A 15,594-nucleotide genomic window follows, 5' to 3' on the forward strand; every position below is an offset into this window, starting at 1 on the left:
CCGCGCTTAACGGCGTCCCTGAACGGCGTTCCCCATCTCCCACATCGGTAAAAAGATCCCCAGCGCAAGCAGTACCACCATCGCGGCGATGAGCAGCAGCATGATCGGCTCGATCGCTTCGGAAAGACCGTCAATGATGGCATCAAAGCGCATCTTGTAATATTCCATAACCTTTTGCATCATGGCGTCAAGCTGTCCGCTCGATTCCCCTGCCGAAATCATCTGGATAATCATGTTCTCAAACAGTTTTGTCTCCGCCAGCCCCGAATAGAGGGTTCCCCCCTTTTCGACGGTTTGGCGGACGGTGAGGAGCTTTTCTTGCAGCGGGAGGGTTTCGATCATCCCGATGGAGGTATCGAGCGCATCCGAGATGGGAATACCGGCACGGACGAGTTCGGAAAAAACCAGGGTAAAACGGTTGAGCGTCGCAAACATGATGATGTTTTTGATCAGGTAAAGCTTGAGCAGGAGCTGATGCCACTTGTAACGGAATTCGCGGTTGTGGTTGAGCATGTAGCGGAATACAAAGAAAAAGACGATCAGGGCGGCGAGCACGTAGGGGCCGTAGGTATTGAAAAGGTGCTCGAGGAAAAGGAGGATCTTCGTCGGTAGGGGAAGCTCCGCCTGCAGCTGTTCGAAAATCGCTTTGAACTGCGGAACGACGTAGGAAATAAGGACGGTAAAGGCGATGGCCATCGCGATCATGACGTTTCGGGGATACGCCATCGCCTTTTTGAATTTGATGATATTCCGGCGGATCTCTTCGAGCATGTCGGCAAGTTTGTGGAGCGCTTCGGCCATGTTCCCCGTTTTCTCTCCCAGCTCGATCATCGCCAGTGTCAGGGTACCCAGTTCATACCCGAATTTTTTGGCGGAGTTGGAGAGGCTGTGCCCGGCATTGATGTCTTCGGCCATTGTCCCTAGAACGTTTTGAAGGACCTTGTCAGTCGTCGCGTCGGCGATTTCACGGAGCGAATCGTGGATCGAAATCCCCGCGTTCGTCATGACGGCCATCTGGCGGACGGCGGCGATGAGGGCGTCTTGTTTGAGTTTGCGCTTACGGACGTTGGAAAAGAGGTTTTCCTTGAAACGCCGCAGCTGATCTTCCAGGGGAGGCGCGGCCTCCACGACTTTGATCACCATACCCGTGAATTTGATTTTGGCGAGGTAATGGGCCTCTTTTTTGCTTTCCGCATAAAAACCGTGTTCGGTTTTTTTCCCTTTGGACAGGACTGTCGCTACAAAATATTTCATACTTTCGCCACCCTCAAAATTTCATCGAGCGTCGTCACGCCGGCGACCGCTTTGGCCATGCCGTTTTCGAACATTCCGACAAAACCCTCTTTTTTGGCCTGCTTGGTGAGCTCCTCTTTCGAAGAACCCCGCGCGATCATGCTGGAGAGCTCTTCGCTCATGGGGAGCACTTCACAGATCATTTCGCGCCCCATATAGCCTGTCGTGTTACACTCTTTGCATCCCGCACCGTGATAAAAAACCGTTCCCTGCGGTATGTAGGCGGAATATTCCTGCAGGAGCGTCTGGGGAATTTCGATCTCCTGTTTGCAAAATTTGCAGATTTTCCGGACCAGCCGTTGCGCCTGTACGGCAACGAGCGCCCCGCTGATAAGATAGGGTTCGATACCCATGTCGGCCATACGGGCGATGGCGCTGATCGCATCGTTGGTGTGCAGCGTCGAAATTACCAGATGCCCCGTAAGAGCTGCTTTGACGGCGATTTCAAGCGTTTCGTGGTCACGGATTTCCCCGATCATGATCTTGTCGGGGTCTTGTCGGAGGATGGAACGCAGCGCGTCGGCGAACGACAGGCCGACCTTGGGATTGACCTGCACCTGCTGGATGAGGTTCATCCGGTATTCGACCGGATCTTCGACGGTGATCACCTTGTCTTCGACATTTCTTAGCTCATTCAGTGCACCGTAGAGGGTTGTCGTTTTACCGCTTCCCGTCGGACCCGTGACGAGAATGATCCCAAACGGTACGTGAAGGGCCTTGATGAGTTTTTGGTAACTCACCGAGTCCATCCCCGAGTCTTCAAGCTTCACCAGGGCTTTGGTTTTGTCGAGGATACGCATGACGATCGATTCGCCGTAGATGGTTGGCAACGTCGAAAGACGGAAATCGAATTCGGCTTCCATCACGACGGCGGAGAAACGACCGTCCTGGGGCTTTCGGCGTTCGGCGATATCGAGATTGGCGAGCAGTTTGATCCGGGATGCGAGGGGAGGGTAGATGTCGCGGTCGAAGATAAAAATCTCGGCCAGCTTTCCGTCGATCCGTCCCCGAACCACGCAGTTTTTTTCGGTCGGTTCGATGTGGATGTCGCTGGCCCGCCCTTTGATACACGCTTTGAGGATAACGTCGATAAGCTGGAGAATCGAAGAGGCTTCCTGCTGTTCTTCGATCGTCCCGATGTTGCGCAATTCGTTCCGGATGTTGGTAACCAGTTCCTTGACGCTGTCTTTAAGCTCGATTTTGAACAGGTAAGCCTGGATCTGTTTTTCGGTGGCTACGGCTACTTTGAGCGATTTTCGGGGGAAAAGCCGCTGGACCGACTCCTGGGCTTCGATGTTGAGCGGGTCGGAAAATACGACCGTGACGTACATGTCATCCTGTGAAATGGGAAGGACGTTGTAACGTTTGAGCTGAACGGTAGGGATTTTTTCGACCAGGCGGTAATCCATATCGATCGAATCGAGATCGACGAAAGGGATCTCCATCACTTCGGCGAGATGGGCCAGGATGGAGGCTTCATCGAGAAAATGGTAATTTTTGATGATGGAGAGTTCGTATCGGCCCAGACGGATCTGCTCGACGATGAAGCGTTTGATAAAGTTGACCGATACGGCTCCGACTTTGCTGAGGGTTTCGAGAATCGTGTCATCCTGAACCCCCCGCGTCGTCAGCCGTTCGATCTGCTGTTGGGTGATATGGCGTTTTTCGAGTAAGTCATGGGTGATACGATCCATATCCGTCCTTTATCAATACACGTGATGAAAAGTTAATATTCTATCATAATACTCATCGATCGCTATGCTCTTGCGCCCGTTGTTTTCGGCGGTGTAGAGCTTGTAGAACCGTCGCGGGTCCTGGGGATCGGCATACTCTTTGACCGCTTCGGCCGGTTTGGGATCGCGAAGATAAAAATCGAATACTTTGGAGAGAAGATGGCTGCTGGTAGGAAATTTGAGCCCGTTGAGGGGCTTGTTGTCGTAGAGGGCCTGTGCGAGGAGTTTCTTTTGCATCAGCAGCATCGCGAAATAGGAACTGTTGGCACGCGATTCGGGGGTGGCGTGCAAAGCGGGGACGACGGGGGCCAGACGATCGATCTGATCGGCTTTGAGGCATGAAAAACCGACCAGCGATACGAAGGATTCATTCCGTTTGTTCGGGGTAAAGAACCGGTAGCCGAAATCGCATCCCTGGGCGTACAACCCCCGCTGGTAGAGCGAATAGAGCTGAGTGCCCGCATCCGCAGCCGATACCGTCCCCAGAAAAAGCAAGACGACCGTCACGAGTTTTCTCATTTAAACGTCCCTTTCTCGATGGAATTGAGCAATGCTTTTGCCGCATCCGAATCGGATTGCTGGACATAAAGCTGGAGGGTTTTTTTTGCCTGTTCTGTCCGGCCGAGCTTCACCAGAGCCTTCGAAAACAGCAACCAGCTCTCCTCGATCCGGCTATTGATTGCATTCGTTTTGAGCGCGTAGTTGTACGCCTCGGCATAGTTGCCCCGATCGTAATGGTATTTGGCGATGTAGAGGCCGAGATTGGCGTTGGACGTTTCCTTGAAGCGATTTTGCAGTTCTTCGATATCGGCTTTGTTCTCATTCCGGTTGATGAGCAAGGAACGTCCCCCCTGCGCACTTGCCGTTGCCGGTTTCGGGCTGCCGGGAACAATTTGGGGCGGTTCGGGCATTTCGAGGATTTTCGGCGGCGGAAGCGACGATTGGACCGGAAGGCGCGCAGCCGCGGCGGGCTGTGCGGCAAGAGACCCTTGAAAGGTTTCGACAAAGCGCATGGAAGGTTCAAGAACGGTCGTATTGTGATCGGCGCTTGCGGAGGGGGCCGATGCGGAACGCTCAGAGCCGTTTGATTCTCCAATGGAGGAGAGGGCATGCGAACCCTCGCGGGTCGGGAAAAGAGCCATCACAACCCCGCCAAGGACGATCAATGCCACTGCGGCATAGGGGAGATAACGTTTGAGTTTGTATTTCAGCCAGCGCCGTTCGAGATCGCGGATATCAAGCACGGATCAGTCCTGTGTGGATCGCGGCCATTTCGATCCATTTGGGTTTTAGGGCATTGTAGCCGATGGCGGCAGGGTGGTTTTCTTCATACCAGCAATACAGGCTGAAGAGAGAAAAGAGGAGCTTGTTGGTTTCGCGGTAGTTGCCACGGGTCAGCGAAGCGACCAGTTTCATGTTTTTGTCGTTGAACATGTTCGCGACGTCAAAACAGTTGGCTTTGAGGAGTTTTTTCTGGACGTACACTTTCAGCTCTTCGGGAGTCGCGTTTTTGAGTTCGATGCTCTCCCAGATGCGGGTTTGAAAATGTTCCTTGGCGATGACGTCCTCTTTGTCGGTTTTGTGGAGGGTGATGACGAACTTGACCGCACGGGCGTCGGAAATGAGACGGATCTTTTCCATCAGCGAAGCCGAATACAGCTGCGCTTCGTCCAATAGCACAATCGGCACGTTCGGCAGCGAAAGGGCACGGGCAATCTCAAGAAAACGGTTCAGAGACATCCCTTCCCGGGGAGAGTGCCCGAAAATCTGCTGGGCGAGAATGCGTAAAAAATCTTCTTCCTCGATGATCGGGGTTTCAACCATGAAAACTTTCTGGTGCTTGGAAAGATCGTAATGGAGCTTGTGCAGCAGCATACTTTTCCCGGTCCCCGGCTTTCCGTAGAGGAGGATCATCTTGAGCGGTTTTTCGACCGAGTTTTTGAGGGACTGGTACATGTGCGAGACGCTGTCGATCTGCACATAATCCCTGGCGTTTACGACGTCGAGAAACAGATCGCGCGGTTTTGAGAAAAGGGAGTTTTCTACCATTTCCTTATTTGGCGTCCTGCTTTGCTTCTTCTTCGATTTTGTTGCCCAGACGGGTATATCCCAAATCGCTCAGCGTCAGTTTGTCCGACTCTTTTTGCACGATGTGCGGCTCGATGATGATGACAATCTCTTCGGTCTGTTTGGTGATCCCCTCACGTTTGAAAAGATGGCCGAGGACCGGAATATCGCCCAGCAGCGGAACTTTGTTCGTATCATTGACGTTTTTGGTGTTGATCAGTCCGCCGAGGATGACACGGTTTCCGTCTTTGACCGAAATGACCGAAGAGAGCTGGCGACGGCTCAGGTCGGGCGGCATTTTACGATCGGCATTGTTCGCTGAAATATCACTTGCCACTTCCGAAATAGAAGGGTTGATCCGTAGGGTGATCGTACCGTCTTTGGCAATTTCGGGGGTAATATCGAGCAAAACGCCGGAGAAAACCGAACTGACGATTTCGGTTTGGGATGTTGTTCCGGTTGAACCTCCGGCAAGAGTATTGGATTGCGATGTTTTATAAAACAGTTCGGTTCCCGCCGTAATCAGCGCCGGCTGATTGTTGAGGGTCATCACTTTCGGATTCGAAATGGCGTAGACATCGCCTTGCGTTTTGAGAAATTTGATCACTTCGTTCAGGCTCCCTTTGGCGGACAACTGGAACGCGTGGGCGTTATTCACCGCTTGTTGCCCCATGGTAGTAAAGGAGGTCGTTCCCAGCAGGTCCCCGTCGTTGGAATATTCGACGAGGTTGTTTTTGCTGACGTAGTCGAACCCGAGCTTGATGTTTTGCAACGCATAAAGCTGCGACCAGTCGATACCGGTCGATGAGGCGTCGCTGAAAACGACACTGTACATTTTGACGTCAATGAGGACCTGTGTCTGCATCTTTTTTTCAAGATCGTTCAAATAGGCGTCAAGACGCTTGTGCTGCGCGCCCGTAGCGGTGACGGTGATAAGACCGGCGTTTTTATTGATCATCGGCATTTTGGCCGTATAGGTGTCTTCGGGGCGGTTCAAAATGCTTTCGAGCTCTTTGTCGAGCGTTTCCCAAAAGAGTACTTGATCGTTTGAAGTGATCTTGATCCCCGATTCGGACGAAGTGCTGCTTTTTGATTGGGCTCCGCTTCCGCTACCGCCTGAAGAAGATGTCGTCGAGGCGGTCGACGCACCTGTCGTGCTCTGGGCCGAACCGGTGTTGGAACTAAGGGTGATGTTGGCGCTGCCGCTCCCTCTGCGTTCGGAAATGATGTAATCGATAGCGTACGTTTTTGTTTGCAGGTACGAAATTTTCAGCACGTTGTTTTGAAGAGTGTACTGTAGATCGTTTTCCTTGATGATCAAGTCGAGTACTTCATTGATGGTGAGATTTTTCAGGAAGGTTTTGTTCATCGCTTTGGCCAGAACTTTTTCCGCTTCGGGGTCGGCCACGATGACGCTCATCCCGCACTCTTCGCTCAGCTGGTCGACGAATTCGCCGACCGTCGTCCCCTTGACCGAAGAGATGTTGAAAAGTTCATAGGTACAGTCCGCCTGCAATGCGGTCGAGGAGAGGAGGGCAGCCGCAAGACCGGATAACATTAACGCGCGTGCATGGTGTTTGATTACGGATGTCATGATACTTTCCTATTTGGTGTTGATTTTAATATTGTTGTTTTGTTTGGTCAAAAACAAGATCAGTTTTTGCGCTTTTTTCCCGCTCAGCAGCACCGATGTCGGTTTGATTTCGCTGAGCGTATACCCGCGCACGGTGTCACCGGCACGGTACCATTTCCCGCTGATCAGGGCCGACTGGTTCATCAGTGCCATCAACCGCAGCGGCTCTTCGACGATTTGCGGCGCAGGAGGTGTCAGGGTACTTCCCAGTTTCGGCGGAGGGAGAAGTTTATTTCCTCCCTGCAACGCGGTTGCGGAAGCTGCCGGTTTTTTGAGTTTGACCGGGTCCCGCAGCGAATTGATGAAACTGTCCGAGATTCCGACCCTTGCGGGGAGGATGGAGCGGATCTGTTCGTCAACCCACGCCAATTCTTTGTCCTGCTGCGGTGAGGGAACCATGGGCACGGCGGTTGCAGGGACGGCCGTCGCAACGGCCGCTTCGAGCGCGAGGGCGCTCATCAGTAATCCCAAGAAGATAAACGGTCTCATTGGCGTACGATCCCCCATACCGAGATATTCAGATTCCCTTTGAGTTTCTCTTCGGCGCTCAGGTTGAAATCGTGAAGGTCGACGACCAGAAAACTCTGCTCGAGGGCATTGACGAATTTGAGGGTGTTTTTGTAAGGCCCTTCCGAAGAGATGTTGATGTCAAGAACGTGCCCGAACGAACTTTTATCGGTTTGGAGCGTATTGCCGAATTTGGCCAGTTTCACGTTATAGGCCCTGGCGTACCGTGAAACCGAATCGAGGTATGCCCCCCATACTTTTTCGTCGTAATAAAGGGATGATATTTGCTCGAGCTGTTGCTTGATGTAATCGTTGTACTGAATGTACAGTGCGTGCTGGCGTTCGATTTCGATCGTTTCCTGCTCGATTTGCTTGATCCGTTCGGGAGGGTTTGCGGCGAGGTATTGTTTGTCGACGTTCAGATCGTTTTCGACCTTGACCGCTTTTTCGTGGGAAACGTTGAAACTCGCTTCAGAGCTTTCCCACAAAAAGAGATACGAGAAGGCGAACAGCGAAGCAAAAATCATGATGAAAAGCATCATTTTGTCGCGTTCACTTTTTTGCGACAGGGAGTGGTCGAGGGCGTAGAGGTAGTCTTCGATATTGAACTTCATTTGAGTACCGCCTTGAGTTCGCCGAGATAGGACTTTTCTTCCTCGTTAAACGAGATCAGCTTCAGCTCGAAATCGTATTTGTCCCGTTTGGCATCGGTGAGGTGCTTGAGGAGTGCTGTAATGTTCTGGGTCGAGGGTGAAACCAGTCCGAAGGTAAAAGCTTTCTGCGTTCCGTTTTGGTCTTCGGTATACGAAGCGTTTTTGAGCTGTACGCGGTACTGGTTGAAGCTACGGGTGAAATCGGCCATGATTTTGGCTTTCATCGGGTAATTGACCTTTTTGTCATGCACCTGTACCAGCGTGTCCTGTTTTTGCTGATACGCCGTTTTCTGCTCGTTGAGAAGCGTCTCCGCGGCGTTGCGGTTGGCCATCTTCAGATTGATTGTCGCCTCTCGCGTCATTTTTTCGATGTGGACCTGCTCGTATTCCTTGGTGAGGAAGGCATGGCGGAACTCTTCGACGTATGAAAGCCCCCAGTAAACCCCGGGGTACAGGAGTGCGGCGGTCAGGGAAGCCGCGGCCACGAGAATCATTTTTCCGCTGTCACGCTGTGTGAACGGGGGCGGACGGTGGAAAACGGTGAAGTTGCACTCATAGCGTTCTTCCGCTTCCATCCGTCCGTAGAGATGCATCAGCTGATGAATCTGATCGACCCGTGATCCGCCCGTGTTGAAGCCGTAATTGAAATCGAACGGCGAAGTCCGTATCCCGAGGTAGGTTTGCGCGTATTCGTCAAGACCGCTGACGCTGCCTGCCCCGGTTCCGATGAAAATCTGATCGAATTTTTGAATGTCGTAAGCCCGTTTGGCATACGTCATGACGTCACTGACGTGCAGGAAAATTTCTCCGAAGAGTTTGATCAGATTTTTCTGATATTCGGGATGGGAGGCGTTAAGTCCCTCTTCGACAAGCATCCGCTCAAACTGCATCAAGTCGATCTGTTCACCGAGAAGTTCGCAGAAGCGTTCGTGCATCTGTTTGAGCGAATACTTCAACGATTTGGCATAGACGAACTGCTGCTCGTTGTAGATACAGAAAAAGGCGTCATTTTCCTGAAAATAGATAAAACAGTGGATGTCGGAAGTTTCGATCAGGTCTTTGACGTAGAGCGATTTGAGCAGCAACGGAACGGGGACGATCTGGTCAACGTATTTAATTTCGCCGACGACACCCGCGAATTCCTGTTCCAGAGTCAGAGGATCGACGACGAACGTGTGGAAAAAACGTTCCGATTCACTCCCGCGTTGCGGCGCTTCGATGTGCTTGATATGGTATTCGATCGCCATGTCCAGCGCCAGGTCTTCGTAGACTTTCGTCTCCAGGGCATCGTAGATGTCCTCGTCGGGGATATTTTTGCTGATACCCACGAGGGTATAGATAAACCCTTTGGTGTTCAGAAAGGAGACGGCATACTGTTCTTTTGAAAAAGAGGGTGAAGTCGTTTTCGAGATCGTGTTGAACGTACCAACGTACCAGTCCCCTTTGTAGGGGTTGGCTGAAACGATGGTCGAATAAGTCTGCTGCTTGCTTTTACTCATCCTCTGTTTATCCTATTTAAAATGTACAAGGACCATCCCGCAAAAACGGTTTTCCCGATAAAACTCCAAACGATAGCTCTTTTTGGAGGTATCGATCGAATAATTGGTATCCAAATCTTCCCGCCGTATACGGAGGTTGCTTTCGTCTCTCACCCCTTTTGCGGTGAAACCGATAACGTTAAGCCGTATGTCGGGATTGGGATTGACGACCTTAAAATCGTCCGTTACAAAAAAATCTGTAGCAACAGATAATGTTTTTTGTTGTCCGTCAGCCTGTACGCTCACTTCATTGACACAGTCGTCATTTGCCGCATAGCTCGGGAACAGAGAAGCGATTTTCCGGTTCCCGATAAAAAGATCGTATTGACTCTTGTTTTTTCGTACACTTCCCAACGGATGGGAAAATTTAAAATCGTTTCGTCCTGATTTTAGCGGAATGAAACTTAAACTGTTTCTTAAATTTTCCATTTTTAGATAAAAATTGTTATTAATAGTTAAATTTCCACGCAATTCCAGAAGATTCCGTATCGCTTCGGGTTCAAGGCTGAATGACCGCTCGAATTCGATCCCCATCAGTTCCATGTAACATTCGATTGCCCGCAGCTGATAAAAAACCTTGTGGTGAAGGGTAGGGAGATGTTTGCTCGTTTCGATTGCAAATGCCGGTTTGTGGTTCGTCACGGCGTAATAGGTGAGCGAATGGCGCATCGCTTCGTCGTCAAAGCGGGTATTCGTATTACGGACGTCGAAAAAATGGTGGTCTTCGATCAGCCCGCCGTTGAGGGTTTTGCTCACTTGGGTCGCGATGTGGTCGAGATGGCCGAAAGGGTGGTCGTGATCGAGCGCTTGCTGGTCGATGACGCACGTTTGTCCCCATGCGTTGGGATTGAAAATCGTATTGAGGTATTTTTTCCGGTAGAAGCCGTGCCCGTCGTGAAGGTTGAGAATCAGCCCCACCTCCGGGCTGACGATGATTTTCTGGACTTCCCTGACGATCTGATAGTCCGGGTCATCGGGGGAAATGTCGGCAAACTTACGGTTCAGATCGCCGTTGATTCCCCGATTGTTTTCCTGAATACTTTGACGGTTCAGATCCGGGATAATCCATAGATTCCCTTTGGTGATCCGGTAGTATTCCGAAAGGATCGCCCCGGCGAAATAACTTCCGGGTTCATTGCCGTGAATCCCTCCGATGACCAGCAGTGTCTGGGCATTGGGGGTATGGGTCTCTTTTTTGATGAGGGAAAAAGGGGAAGCATGAAGCGTAAGGGAGACGAATAAGACGAAGGCGGGAAATCGCATCGATTATTCTTCGGTCAGGATAGAGATGGTTTTATCTCCTTTAAGGGAAACGAGCAGCGATTTTTCCCCCTCAAACCGATGGCTGTCGCTGACGTATGTCTGATCGAACGTGACGAGAAACAGATTGGGTTTCTCCCCGGGATAGGGGATGATATTGATATTGTTGAATGTAATCGTTTTCGTTTCGTTTTTGGCAAAAATCCGTTCTTTAAACGATTTGAACTGGGACAAACCCATTCCGTCGAAACGTTTGAACGAAGAGTCGTAAAACGCGAGATAGCCTTCCAGATCGTTGTAGGTCCAGGCGTATTTCCACTGGTGGAGTCCTGCGAGAATGGCCGTATACGCGGCGGGTTCCACGGGCTTTTTGGGAGCCGAATCGATGATGAGCAGGGTGTCGGCGGGGTTGATGCTGCGGTCGAGTTGAATCAGGTCGTTGTTGTTGATCGCGATACATCCGCGCGTAAACGATTCGCGGGTGCCGCTGAGCGGGACGCCGTGGACCCAGATCCCCGAACCGTTTTTGCCACGGATACGGTCGTAGAGGTTGGGATAGGAGGTGACGAATGCCATCGGGCCGTAGAACGGATCGACCGTTTTTTTCTTCTGGACGAGGTTATAAATACCGATTGGGGTTCGGAGGTCGCCTTCGACCATTTTGTCCCCCGCGTATTTGCCGGTAAGGGCGCCGTAGCGTTTTTTGAGAGCGAAGCGTTTCTGGGCATCCGGGGCATAGAGCTCGAGGATACCTTTTTCCTTGTTGCACGAAAGAAGCGAGAAAGCGCGTTCGAAATAGCCGAAACGGAGGTCTTTACGGTTGACGTTGCCGGACCAGTACGAGGTGTGCAGGGTCTCTTTTTCGATCAGTTTTTTGCCGCCGCTTTTGTAAAGCGTAATGACTTCGGCAGAGAACAACAACCCCGACGACACTATAAACGATGCAACAATTTTTACCATTCGTATCCCAAATCACTCAAGGTTTTTTTGTCCGAACTCCACCCCTTTTTGACCGACACGAAGAGATCGAGATAGACGGGCCGTCCGGCGAGGCGTTCGATTTTTTCACGGGCGTTGCGGCCGATCCGTTTGATGGCGCTTCCCCCTTTACCGATGATGATCCCTTTTTGGGTCTCTTTTTCGACGATGATGGTCGCCCGGATATGCTCGGTCGGCCCTTCTTCGTCGATTTTGTCGATCATGACGTCTGATTCGTAAGGGATTTCGTCACTGATGTTTTCGAAGATCGCTTCGCGGATGAACTCTTTATAGATGTCCCGCATCATCTCCGTCGTGAGGTTGTCGGGATCGTAGAGGTGGGGAGACTCTTCGAGGTGTTTGACAATCGTGTCGAGCAGATCGTTTTTACCGACGTTTTTGGTCACGGACATCGGAATCAACGCTTCGAAGCGGTCGCTGAAACGGTTGTACTCTCCGATTTTTTTGAGGAGCTCGGCCTGTGGTACCTGATCGATTTTGCTCAAGACGATGATGTGCTTGCGTTTTTGGGCATTGAGTTCGAGAAATTTTTCGTAATGGCTCGTTTTATCCGAAGCGGGAGCCAGATAGACGATCAGATCGCAGTCGCCGATCGCTTTGAGCGCTTCTTCGAGCATGTACTGGTTCAGCAGTTTTTCGGCATGGTGCAGTCCTGGGGTGTCGACGAAAATGATCTGGTCGTCGTGGTGCATGACGATGGCATTCGAACGTTTCCGGGTTGCATTGGCTTTTTGGCTTACCAGGGCGATTTTTTCGCCCAGCAGCCAGTTCATCATGGTGCTTTTCCCCGCGTTCGGACGGCCTACAAGAGCTACGAATCCGGCTTTGCTCATCGAAATCCTTTAGAGAATGTAGCGTGCGAGATCTTCGTTCTCGACGACGGGTGAGAGGATGGTATTGACCGTTTCGGCGGTTACCGTAACCGTAGTATTTTTGTGCATAAGCGCATTGAAACTGATCTCTTCCAGAACTTTTTCGACGACGGTATGAAGGCGTCTGGCTCCGATGTCTTCGGTTTTGTCGTTTGCTTTTTGCGAATAGCTTGCCATGGCACGTATCGCGTCGTCGTCGAATTCGAGAGTGACGTCTTCGGTAGCCAGAAGCGCTTTGTACTGCTCGAGCAGAGAGTTCTTCGGTTTGGTCAGAATGCGATACAGTGCTTCTTCGTCGAGCGGCTCGAGTTCGACGCGCAGCGGAAAACGTCCCTGAAGCTCGGGGATCAGGTCGCTGGGTTTGGTCAGGTGGAAGGCACCTGCCGCGATGAAAAGGATGTGGTCGGTTTTGACGGGTCCGAACTTGGTCGAGACGATGCTCCCCTCCACGATGGGGAGAAGGTCACGCTGAACCCCTTCCTTGCTGGGGTCGTTGCGGCCGTCACTGCGGGCGCTCACGGCGATTTTATCGATTTCGTCGAGGAAGATGATTCCCCCCTCTTCGACGCGGCGGAGCGCTTCACGTTTGATCTGTTCTTGATTGAGCAGGGTTTCGGAAGCTTCCTGGCGGAGAAGCTCTTTGGCCTCTTTGATCGTCACCTCTTTTTTGGACTCCTCTTTACCCATGACCGAAAACATTCGGGAAAAAGACTCCTGAACCCGTGCGATTTCGGGCGGCATGTTGGTATCGTTAAATTCGATGTTCCCTTTGGGCAGATCGATCTCGATGGTCCGTTCGTCCATCTCGCCTTTAAGAATCCGTTCTATCATCCGCTCCCGTGATTCGGCGTATTCTTCCCGTTTGGCATCCGATGCGAAATGGGAGGGTTCAGGGAGAAGTTTCTTGAGGATCGTATCGATGACGTACTGCTCGATCGCTTCGGCATTGTTTTCCGTGTGCTCGGCTTTGACCATCGCCAGAGCCGTCATGACCAGGTCCCTGACCATCGACTCGACGTCCCGTCCGACGAAACCGACTTCGGTGTACTTGCTCGCCTCGACTTTGATGAAAGGAAGCTGCATCAGTTTGGCCAGCCGCCGGGAAATTTCGGTTTTCCCGACCCCGGTCGAACCGATCATCAGGATGTTTTTGGGCATGATCTCTTCACGCAGCGCCGGATCAAGAAGCAAACGGCGATGCCGGGTACGGAGCGCCAGGGCGATCGTTTTCTTCGCATCTCTTTGGCCGATGATGTGCTGATCGAGATAATCGACGATCTCTTGGGGGGTCATGTTCATGCGTCTTATCCGAGGGTCAGGGTTTTGATGTTGTGATTCGTGTAAATACACAAATCCGCAGCGATGGAGAGGGACTCTTTGACAAGGGCTTCTTCGTCGAGCGCAGAATGGTGTTTCAGCGCCCGGGCGGCGGCGATGGCATAGCTTCCGCCGCTGCCGATCGCGGCGAGTTCCCCGTCTTCGGGTTCAACGACGTCTCCGTTGCCGGTGAGGATAAAAATGTGTTCGGTATTGAGGACAATCATCATCGCTTCAAGTCGGCGGAGGATTTTGTCTTTGCGCCACGCTTTGGAAAAATCGATAACCGCTTTGATGAGTTCGCCTTTGCGGTGGGCGAGGTGCTCTTCGAACATATCAAAAAGGTTAAAGGCATCCGCGGTTGAGCCGGCAAAACCGGCCAGAATCTCTCCGTTGTGCAGGGTACGGATTTTGGTCGCGTTGTTTTTGAGAACGGTATGGCCGAACGTCACCTGGCCGTCGCCGCCGATAACGGCTTTATTCCGCCCTTTGTAGGCGAGGATGGTGGTGGCGTCGAACATCCTTATTCCCCTTTGATTTCGAGATGAAGGGTGGCGTGAATGCCGTGCCCGAGTTTGAGGTCCAGGTCGTGCAGACCGGTTGTTTTGATCCCGTGCTTGGCATCGAGTTCTTTTTTGTCGATTTCGATTCCGTGCTGGACTTTAAGCGCGTCGGCGATTTCGTCTTTGGTGACGGCCCCGAAAAGGTGACCGGTATTGCCGAGTTTTTTGGTGATGACGACTTGGAGATCCCCAAGACGGCTTTTAAGGGCATTGAGACGCTCGATTTCGGCAGCTTCGTCGGCCGCTTTTTTGCGTTGTTCCGCTTCGTACTTTTTAAGCACTTCGTTGGTCGCGGCGAGCGCGAGCCCTTTGCCGATGAGGAAGTTTTTGCCGTAGCCGTCGGCGACCTCTTTGATCTCTCCGGCTTTTCCGACCCCTTTGACGTCTTTGGTCAATAATACTTTCATACAGGTTCCTTCAATCAGCCCCGGACGATTTCGCCGCCGTACGAGACGATTCCGTGGGCAAGGTTCGATACTTTGGTGTAGCCCATATCGGTCAGAATACGCTGGCAGTGCGCACTCCGGCTTCCAACGTGGCAATAGACGATGATATGTTCGTCTTTACCGATCGCGGCTTCGTTCAGGGTCTGGAAAAAGCTGCTGGTCGGAACCAGGTGGTCCGCCCCCGCGATCCGTCCCATTTTCCATTCCATCCACTCGCGGACGTCAACGATTTTGAAATCGACCATTCCCAGCGCGCGTGCTTCGATCAATGCGGTGAGTTCATCGCTGTCGAGGTCGCTTTTGTTCAGCAGGATCTGGCACTCTTCTGTGCTCAGTCCGCGTGAGTGTTGATGGACAACCGATTCGATCTCTTCGTTTTTGAGCTGCGATGCGGCATATTCGGGGGTACAGAAAATCTGGCAGTGGCATACGCCGTCTGTCGGAATTTCGTGTTCCAAAGCGGGTTTGCACGGGCAGATACGGTCTTCTTCCTTGTTCCCGGTTACGAAAAAACAGGGGCAATAGCGTTTGCCGTGGATGAGCTTGTTACGGGTGAGACCGAACTGGATCCCCTGATTGATCTCGGGATCGGGATTGTAGACGAACCCGAACTGCGTGCACACTTTGTCGGTAAATTTAATCGTTTTTTCGAGTTCTTCTTTGAATTCGACCGATTCGGGGTCGATTTTTTTGATCGTTCCGCTCATGAATGT

Annotated in this window: 16 protein-coding genes; all 16 read right to left on the minus strand. The window is 51.8% G+C overall.

The window, feature by feature from the left end; all coding sequences use genetic code 11:
• Positions 1 to 6: 6 nt before the first annotated feature.
• Genes AB1763_06385 through AB1763_06460 form a run of 16 tightly spaced genes read right to left on the minus strand, consistent with a single transcriptional unit; the run spans position 7 to position 15,588 of the window.
• Positions 7 to 1,254 (minus strand): type II secretion system F family protein, encoded by a 1,248-nt coding sequence (locus tag AB1763_06385; GenBank protein ID MEW5832446.1) that lies wholly within the window; start codon positions 1,252 to 1,254, stop codon positions 7 to 9.
• Positions 1,251 to 2,987, minus strand: coding sequence for a GspE/PulE family protein (locus tag AB1763_06390; GenBank protein ID MEW5832447.1), 1,737 nt, complete (start codon positions 2,985 to 2,987; stop codon positions 1,251 to 1,253). Before AB1763_06390 ends, AB1763_06385 begins: the two co-directional genes overlap by 4 nt.
• 12 nt (positions 2,988 to 2,999) lie before the next feature.
• Positions 3,000 to 3,545: a hypothetical protein gene (locus AB1763_06395; GenBank protein MEW5832448.1), complete on the minus strand. Its 546-nt coding sequence runs from the start codon at positions 3,543 to 3,545 to the stop codon at positions 3,000 to 3,002.
• Positions 3,542 to 4,270 carry a tetratricopeptide repeat protein gene (locus tag AB1763_06400; protein ID MEW5832449.1) on the minus strand — a complete coding sequence of 243 codons (729 nt, stop codon included), beginning with the start codon at positions 4,268 to 4,270 and terminating at the stop codon, positions 3,542 to 3,544. The genes AB1763_06395 and AB1763_06400 overlap by 4 nt, the downstream gene beginning before the upstream one ends.
• Positions 4,263 to 5,075 carry an AAA family ATPase gene (locus AB1763_06405; protein ID MEW5832450.1) on the minus strand — a complete coding sequence of 271 codons (813 nt, stop codon included), beginning with the start codon at positions 5,073 to 5,075 and terminating at the stop codon, positions 4,263 to 4,265. Before AB1763_06405 ends, AB1763_06400 begins: the two co-directional genes overlap by 8 nt.
• Positions 5,076 to 5,079: 4 nt before the next feature.
• Positions 5,080 to 6,687 carry a pilus (MSHA type) biogenesis protein MshL gene (mshL, locus tag AB1763_06410; GenBank protein ID MEW5832451.1) on the minus strand — a complete coding sequence of 536 codons (1,608 nt, stop codon included), beginning with the start codon at positions 6,685 to 6,687 and terminating at the stop codon, positions 5,080 to 5,082.
• A 9-nt stretch (positions 6,688 to 6,696) separates the two neighbouring features.
• Positions 6,697 to 7,215 (minus strand): hypothetical protein, encoded by a 519-nt coding sequence (locus tag AB1763_06415; protein MEW5832452.1) that lies wholly within the window; start codon positions 7,213 to 7,215, stop codon positions 6,697 to 6,699.
• Positions 7,212 to 7,847 (minus strand): hypothetical protein, encoded by a 636-nt coding sequence (locus tag AB1763_06420; protein ID MEW5832453.1) that lies wholly within the window; start codon positions 7,845 to 7,847, stop codon positions 7,212 to 7,214. The genes AB1763_06415 and AB1763_06420 overlap by 4 nt, the downstream gene beginning before the upstream one ends.
• The gene (locus AB1763_06425) at positions 7,844 to 9,385 is read right to left on the minus strand and encodes a hypothetical protein (protein MEW5832454.1); all 1,542 of its coding nucleotides are present in this window, start codon (positions 9,383 to 9,385) and stop codon (positions 7,844 to 7,846) included. Before AB1763_06425 ends, AB1763_06420 begins: the two co-directional genes overlap by 4 nt.
• A gap of 12 nt (positions 9,386 to 9,397) precedes the next feature.
• Entirely contained in the window at positions 9,398 to 10,687 is a 1,290-nt protein-coding gene (locus AB1763_06430; protein MEW5832455.1) for a M99 family carboxypeptidase catalytic domain-containing protein, read from the minus strand.
• A gap of 3 nt (positions 10,688 to 10,690) precedes the next feature.
• The gene (locus AB1763_06435) at positions 10,691 to 11,644 is read right to left on the minus strand and encodes a L,D-transpeptidase family protein (protein ID MEW5832456.1); all 954 of its coding nucleotides are present in this window, start codon (positions 11,642 to 11,644) and stop codon (positions 10,691 to 10,693) included.
• Positions 11,638 to 12,516 carry a GTPase Era gene (era, locus tag AB1763_06440; protein MEW5832457.1) on the minus strand — a complete coding sequence of 293 codons (879 nt, stop codon included), beginning with the start codon at positions 12,514 to 12,516 and terminating at the stop codon, positions 11,638 to 11,640. The genes AB1763_06435 and era overlap by 7 nt, the downstream gene beginning before the upstream one ends.
• 9 nt (positions 12,517 to 12,525) lie before the next feature.
• Positions 12,526 to 13,854, minus strand: a complete 1,329-nt coding sequence (gene hslU / locus AB1763_06445; protein MEW5832458.1) for an HslU--HslV peptidase ATPase subunit — start codon at positions 13,852 to 13,854, stop codon at positions 12,526 to 12,528.
• Between the two features lie 5 nt (positions 13,855 to 13,859).
• Entirely contained in the window at positions 13,860 to 14,393 is a 534-nt protein-coding gene (hslV, locus tag AB1763_06450) for an ATP-dependent protease subunit HslV (protein MEW5832459.1), read from the minus strand.
• A gap of 2 nt (positions 14,394 to 14,395) precedes the next feature.
• Positions 14,396 to 14,842, minus strand: coding sequence for a 50S ribosomal protein L9 (rplI, locus tag AB1763_06455; GenBank protein ID MEW5832460.1), 447 nt, complete (start codon positions 14,840 to 14,842; stop codon positions 14,396 to 14,398).
• A 14-nt stretch (positions 14,843 to 14,856) separates the two neighbouring features.
• A complete protein-coding gene (locus AB1763_06460; GenBank protein ID MEW5832461.1) occupies positions 14,857 to 15,588 on the minus strand; it encodes a ferredoxin-thioredoxin reductase catalytic domain-containing protein in 732 nt (243 codons plus the stop codon).
• Positions 15,589 to 15,594 lie beyond the last annotated feature (6 nt).

This window comes from Campylobacterota bacterium, from assembly GCA_040752835.1.
Classification (GTDB): domain Bacteria; phylum Campylobacterota; class Campylobacteria; order Campylobacterales; family Sulfurimonadaceae; genus Sulfuricurvum.

Bases quoted from the DNA above. Each gene is read 5' to 3' on its own strand.
- AB1763_06385 (MEW5832446.1), bottom strand. From the start codon at position 1,254: ATGAAATATTTTGTAGCGACAGTCCTGTCCAAAGGGAAAAAAACCGAA.
- AB1763_06390 (MEW5832447.1), bottom strand. From the start codon at position 2,987: ATGGATCGTATCACCCATGACTTACTCGAAAAACGCCATATCACCCAA.
- AB1763_06395 (MEW5832448.1), bottom strand. From the start codon at position 3,545: ATGAGAAAACTCGTGACGGTCGTCTTGCTTTTTCTGGGGACGGTATCG.
- AB1763_06405 (MEW5832450.1), bottom strand. From the start codon at position 5,075: ATGGTAGAAAACTCCCTTTTCTCAAAACCGCGCGATCTGTTTCTCGAC.
- mshL (MEW5832451.1), bottom strand. From the start codon at position 6,687: ATGACATCCGTAATCAAACACCATGCACGCGCGTTAATGTTATCCGGT.
- AB1763_06415 (MEW5832452.1), bottom strand. From the start codon at position 7,215: ATGAGACCGTTTATCTTCTTGGGATTACTGATGAGCGCCCTCGCGCTC.
- AB1763_06420 (MEW5832453.1), bottom strand. From the start codon at position 7,847: ATGAAGTTCAATATCGAAGACTACCTCTACGCCCTCGACCACTCCCTG.
- AB1763_06425 (MEW5832454.1), bottom strand. From the start codon at position 9,385: ATGAGTAAAAGCAAGCAGCAGACTTATTCGACCATCGTTTCAGCCAAC.
- AB1763_06430 (MEW5832455.1), bottom strand. From the start codon at position 10,687: ATGCGATTTCCCGCCTTCGTCTTATTCGTCTCCCTTACGCTTCATGCT.
- AB1763_06435 (MEW5832456.1), bottom strand. From the start codon at position 11,644: ATGGTAAAAATTGTTGCATCGTTTATAGTGTCGTCGGGGTTGTTGTTC.
- era (MEW5832457.1), bottom strand. From the start codon at position 12,516: ATGAGCAAAGCCGGATTCGTAGCTCTTGTAGGCCGTCCGAACGCGGGG.
- hslU (MEW5832458.1), bottom strand. From the start codon at position 13,854: ATGAACATGACCCCCCAAGAGATCGTCGATTATCTCGATCAGCACATC.
- hslV (MEW5832459.1), bottom strand. From the start codon at position 14,393: ATGTTCGACGCCACCACCATCCTCGCCTACAAAGGGCGGAATAAAGCC.
- rplI (MEW5832460.1), bottom strand. From the start codon at position 14,842: ATGAAAGTATTATTGACCAAAGACGTCAAAGGGGTCGGAAAAGCCGGA.
- AB1763_06460 (MEW5832461.1), bottom strand. From the start codon at position 15,588: ATGAGCGGAACGATCAAAAAAATCGACCCCGAATCGGTCGAATTCAAA.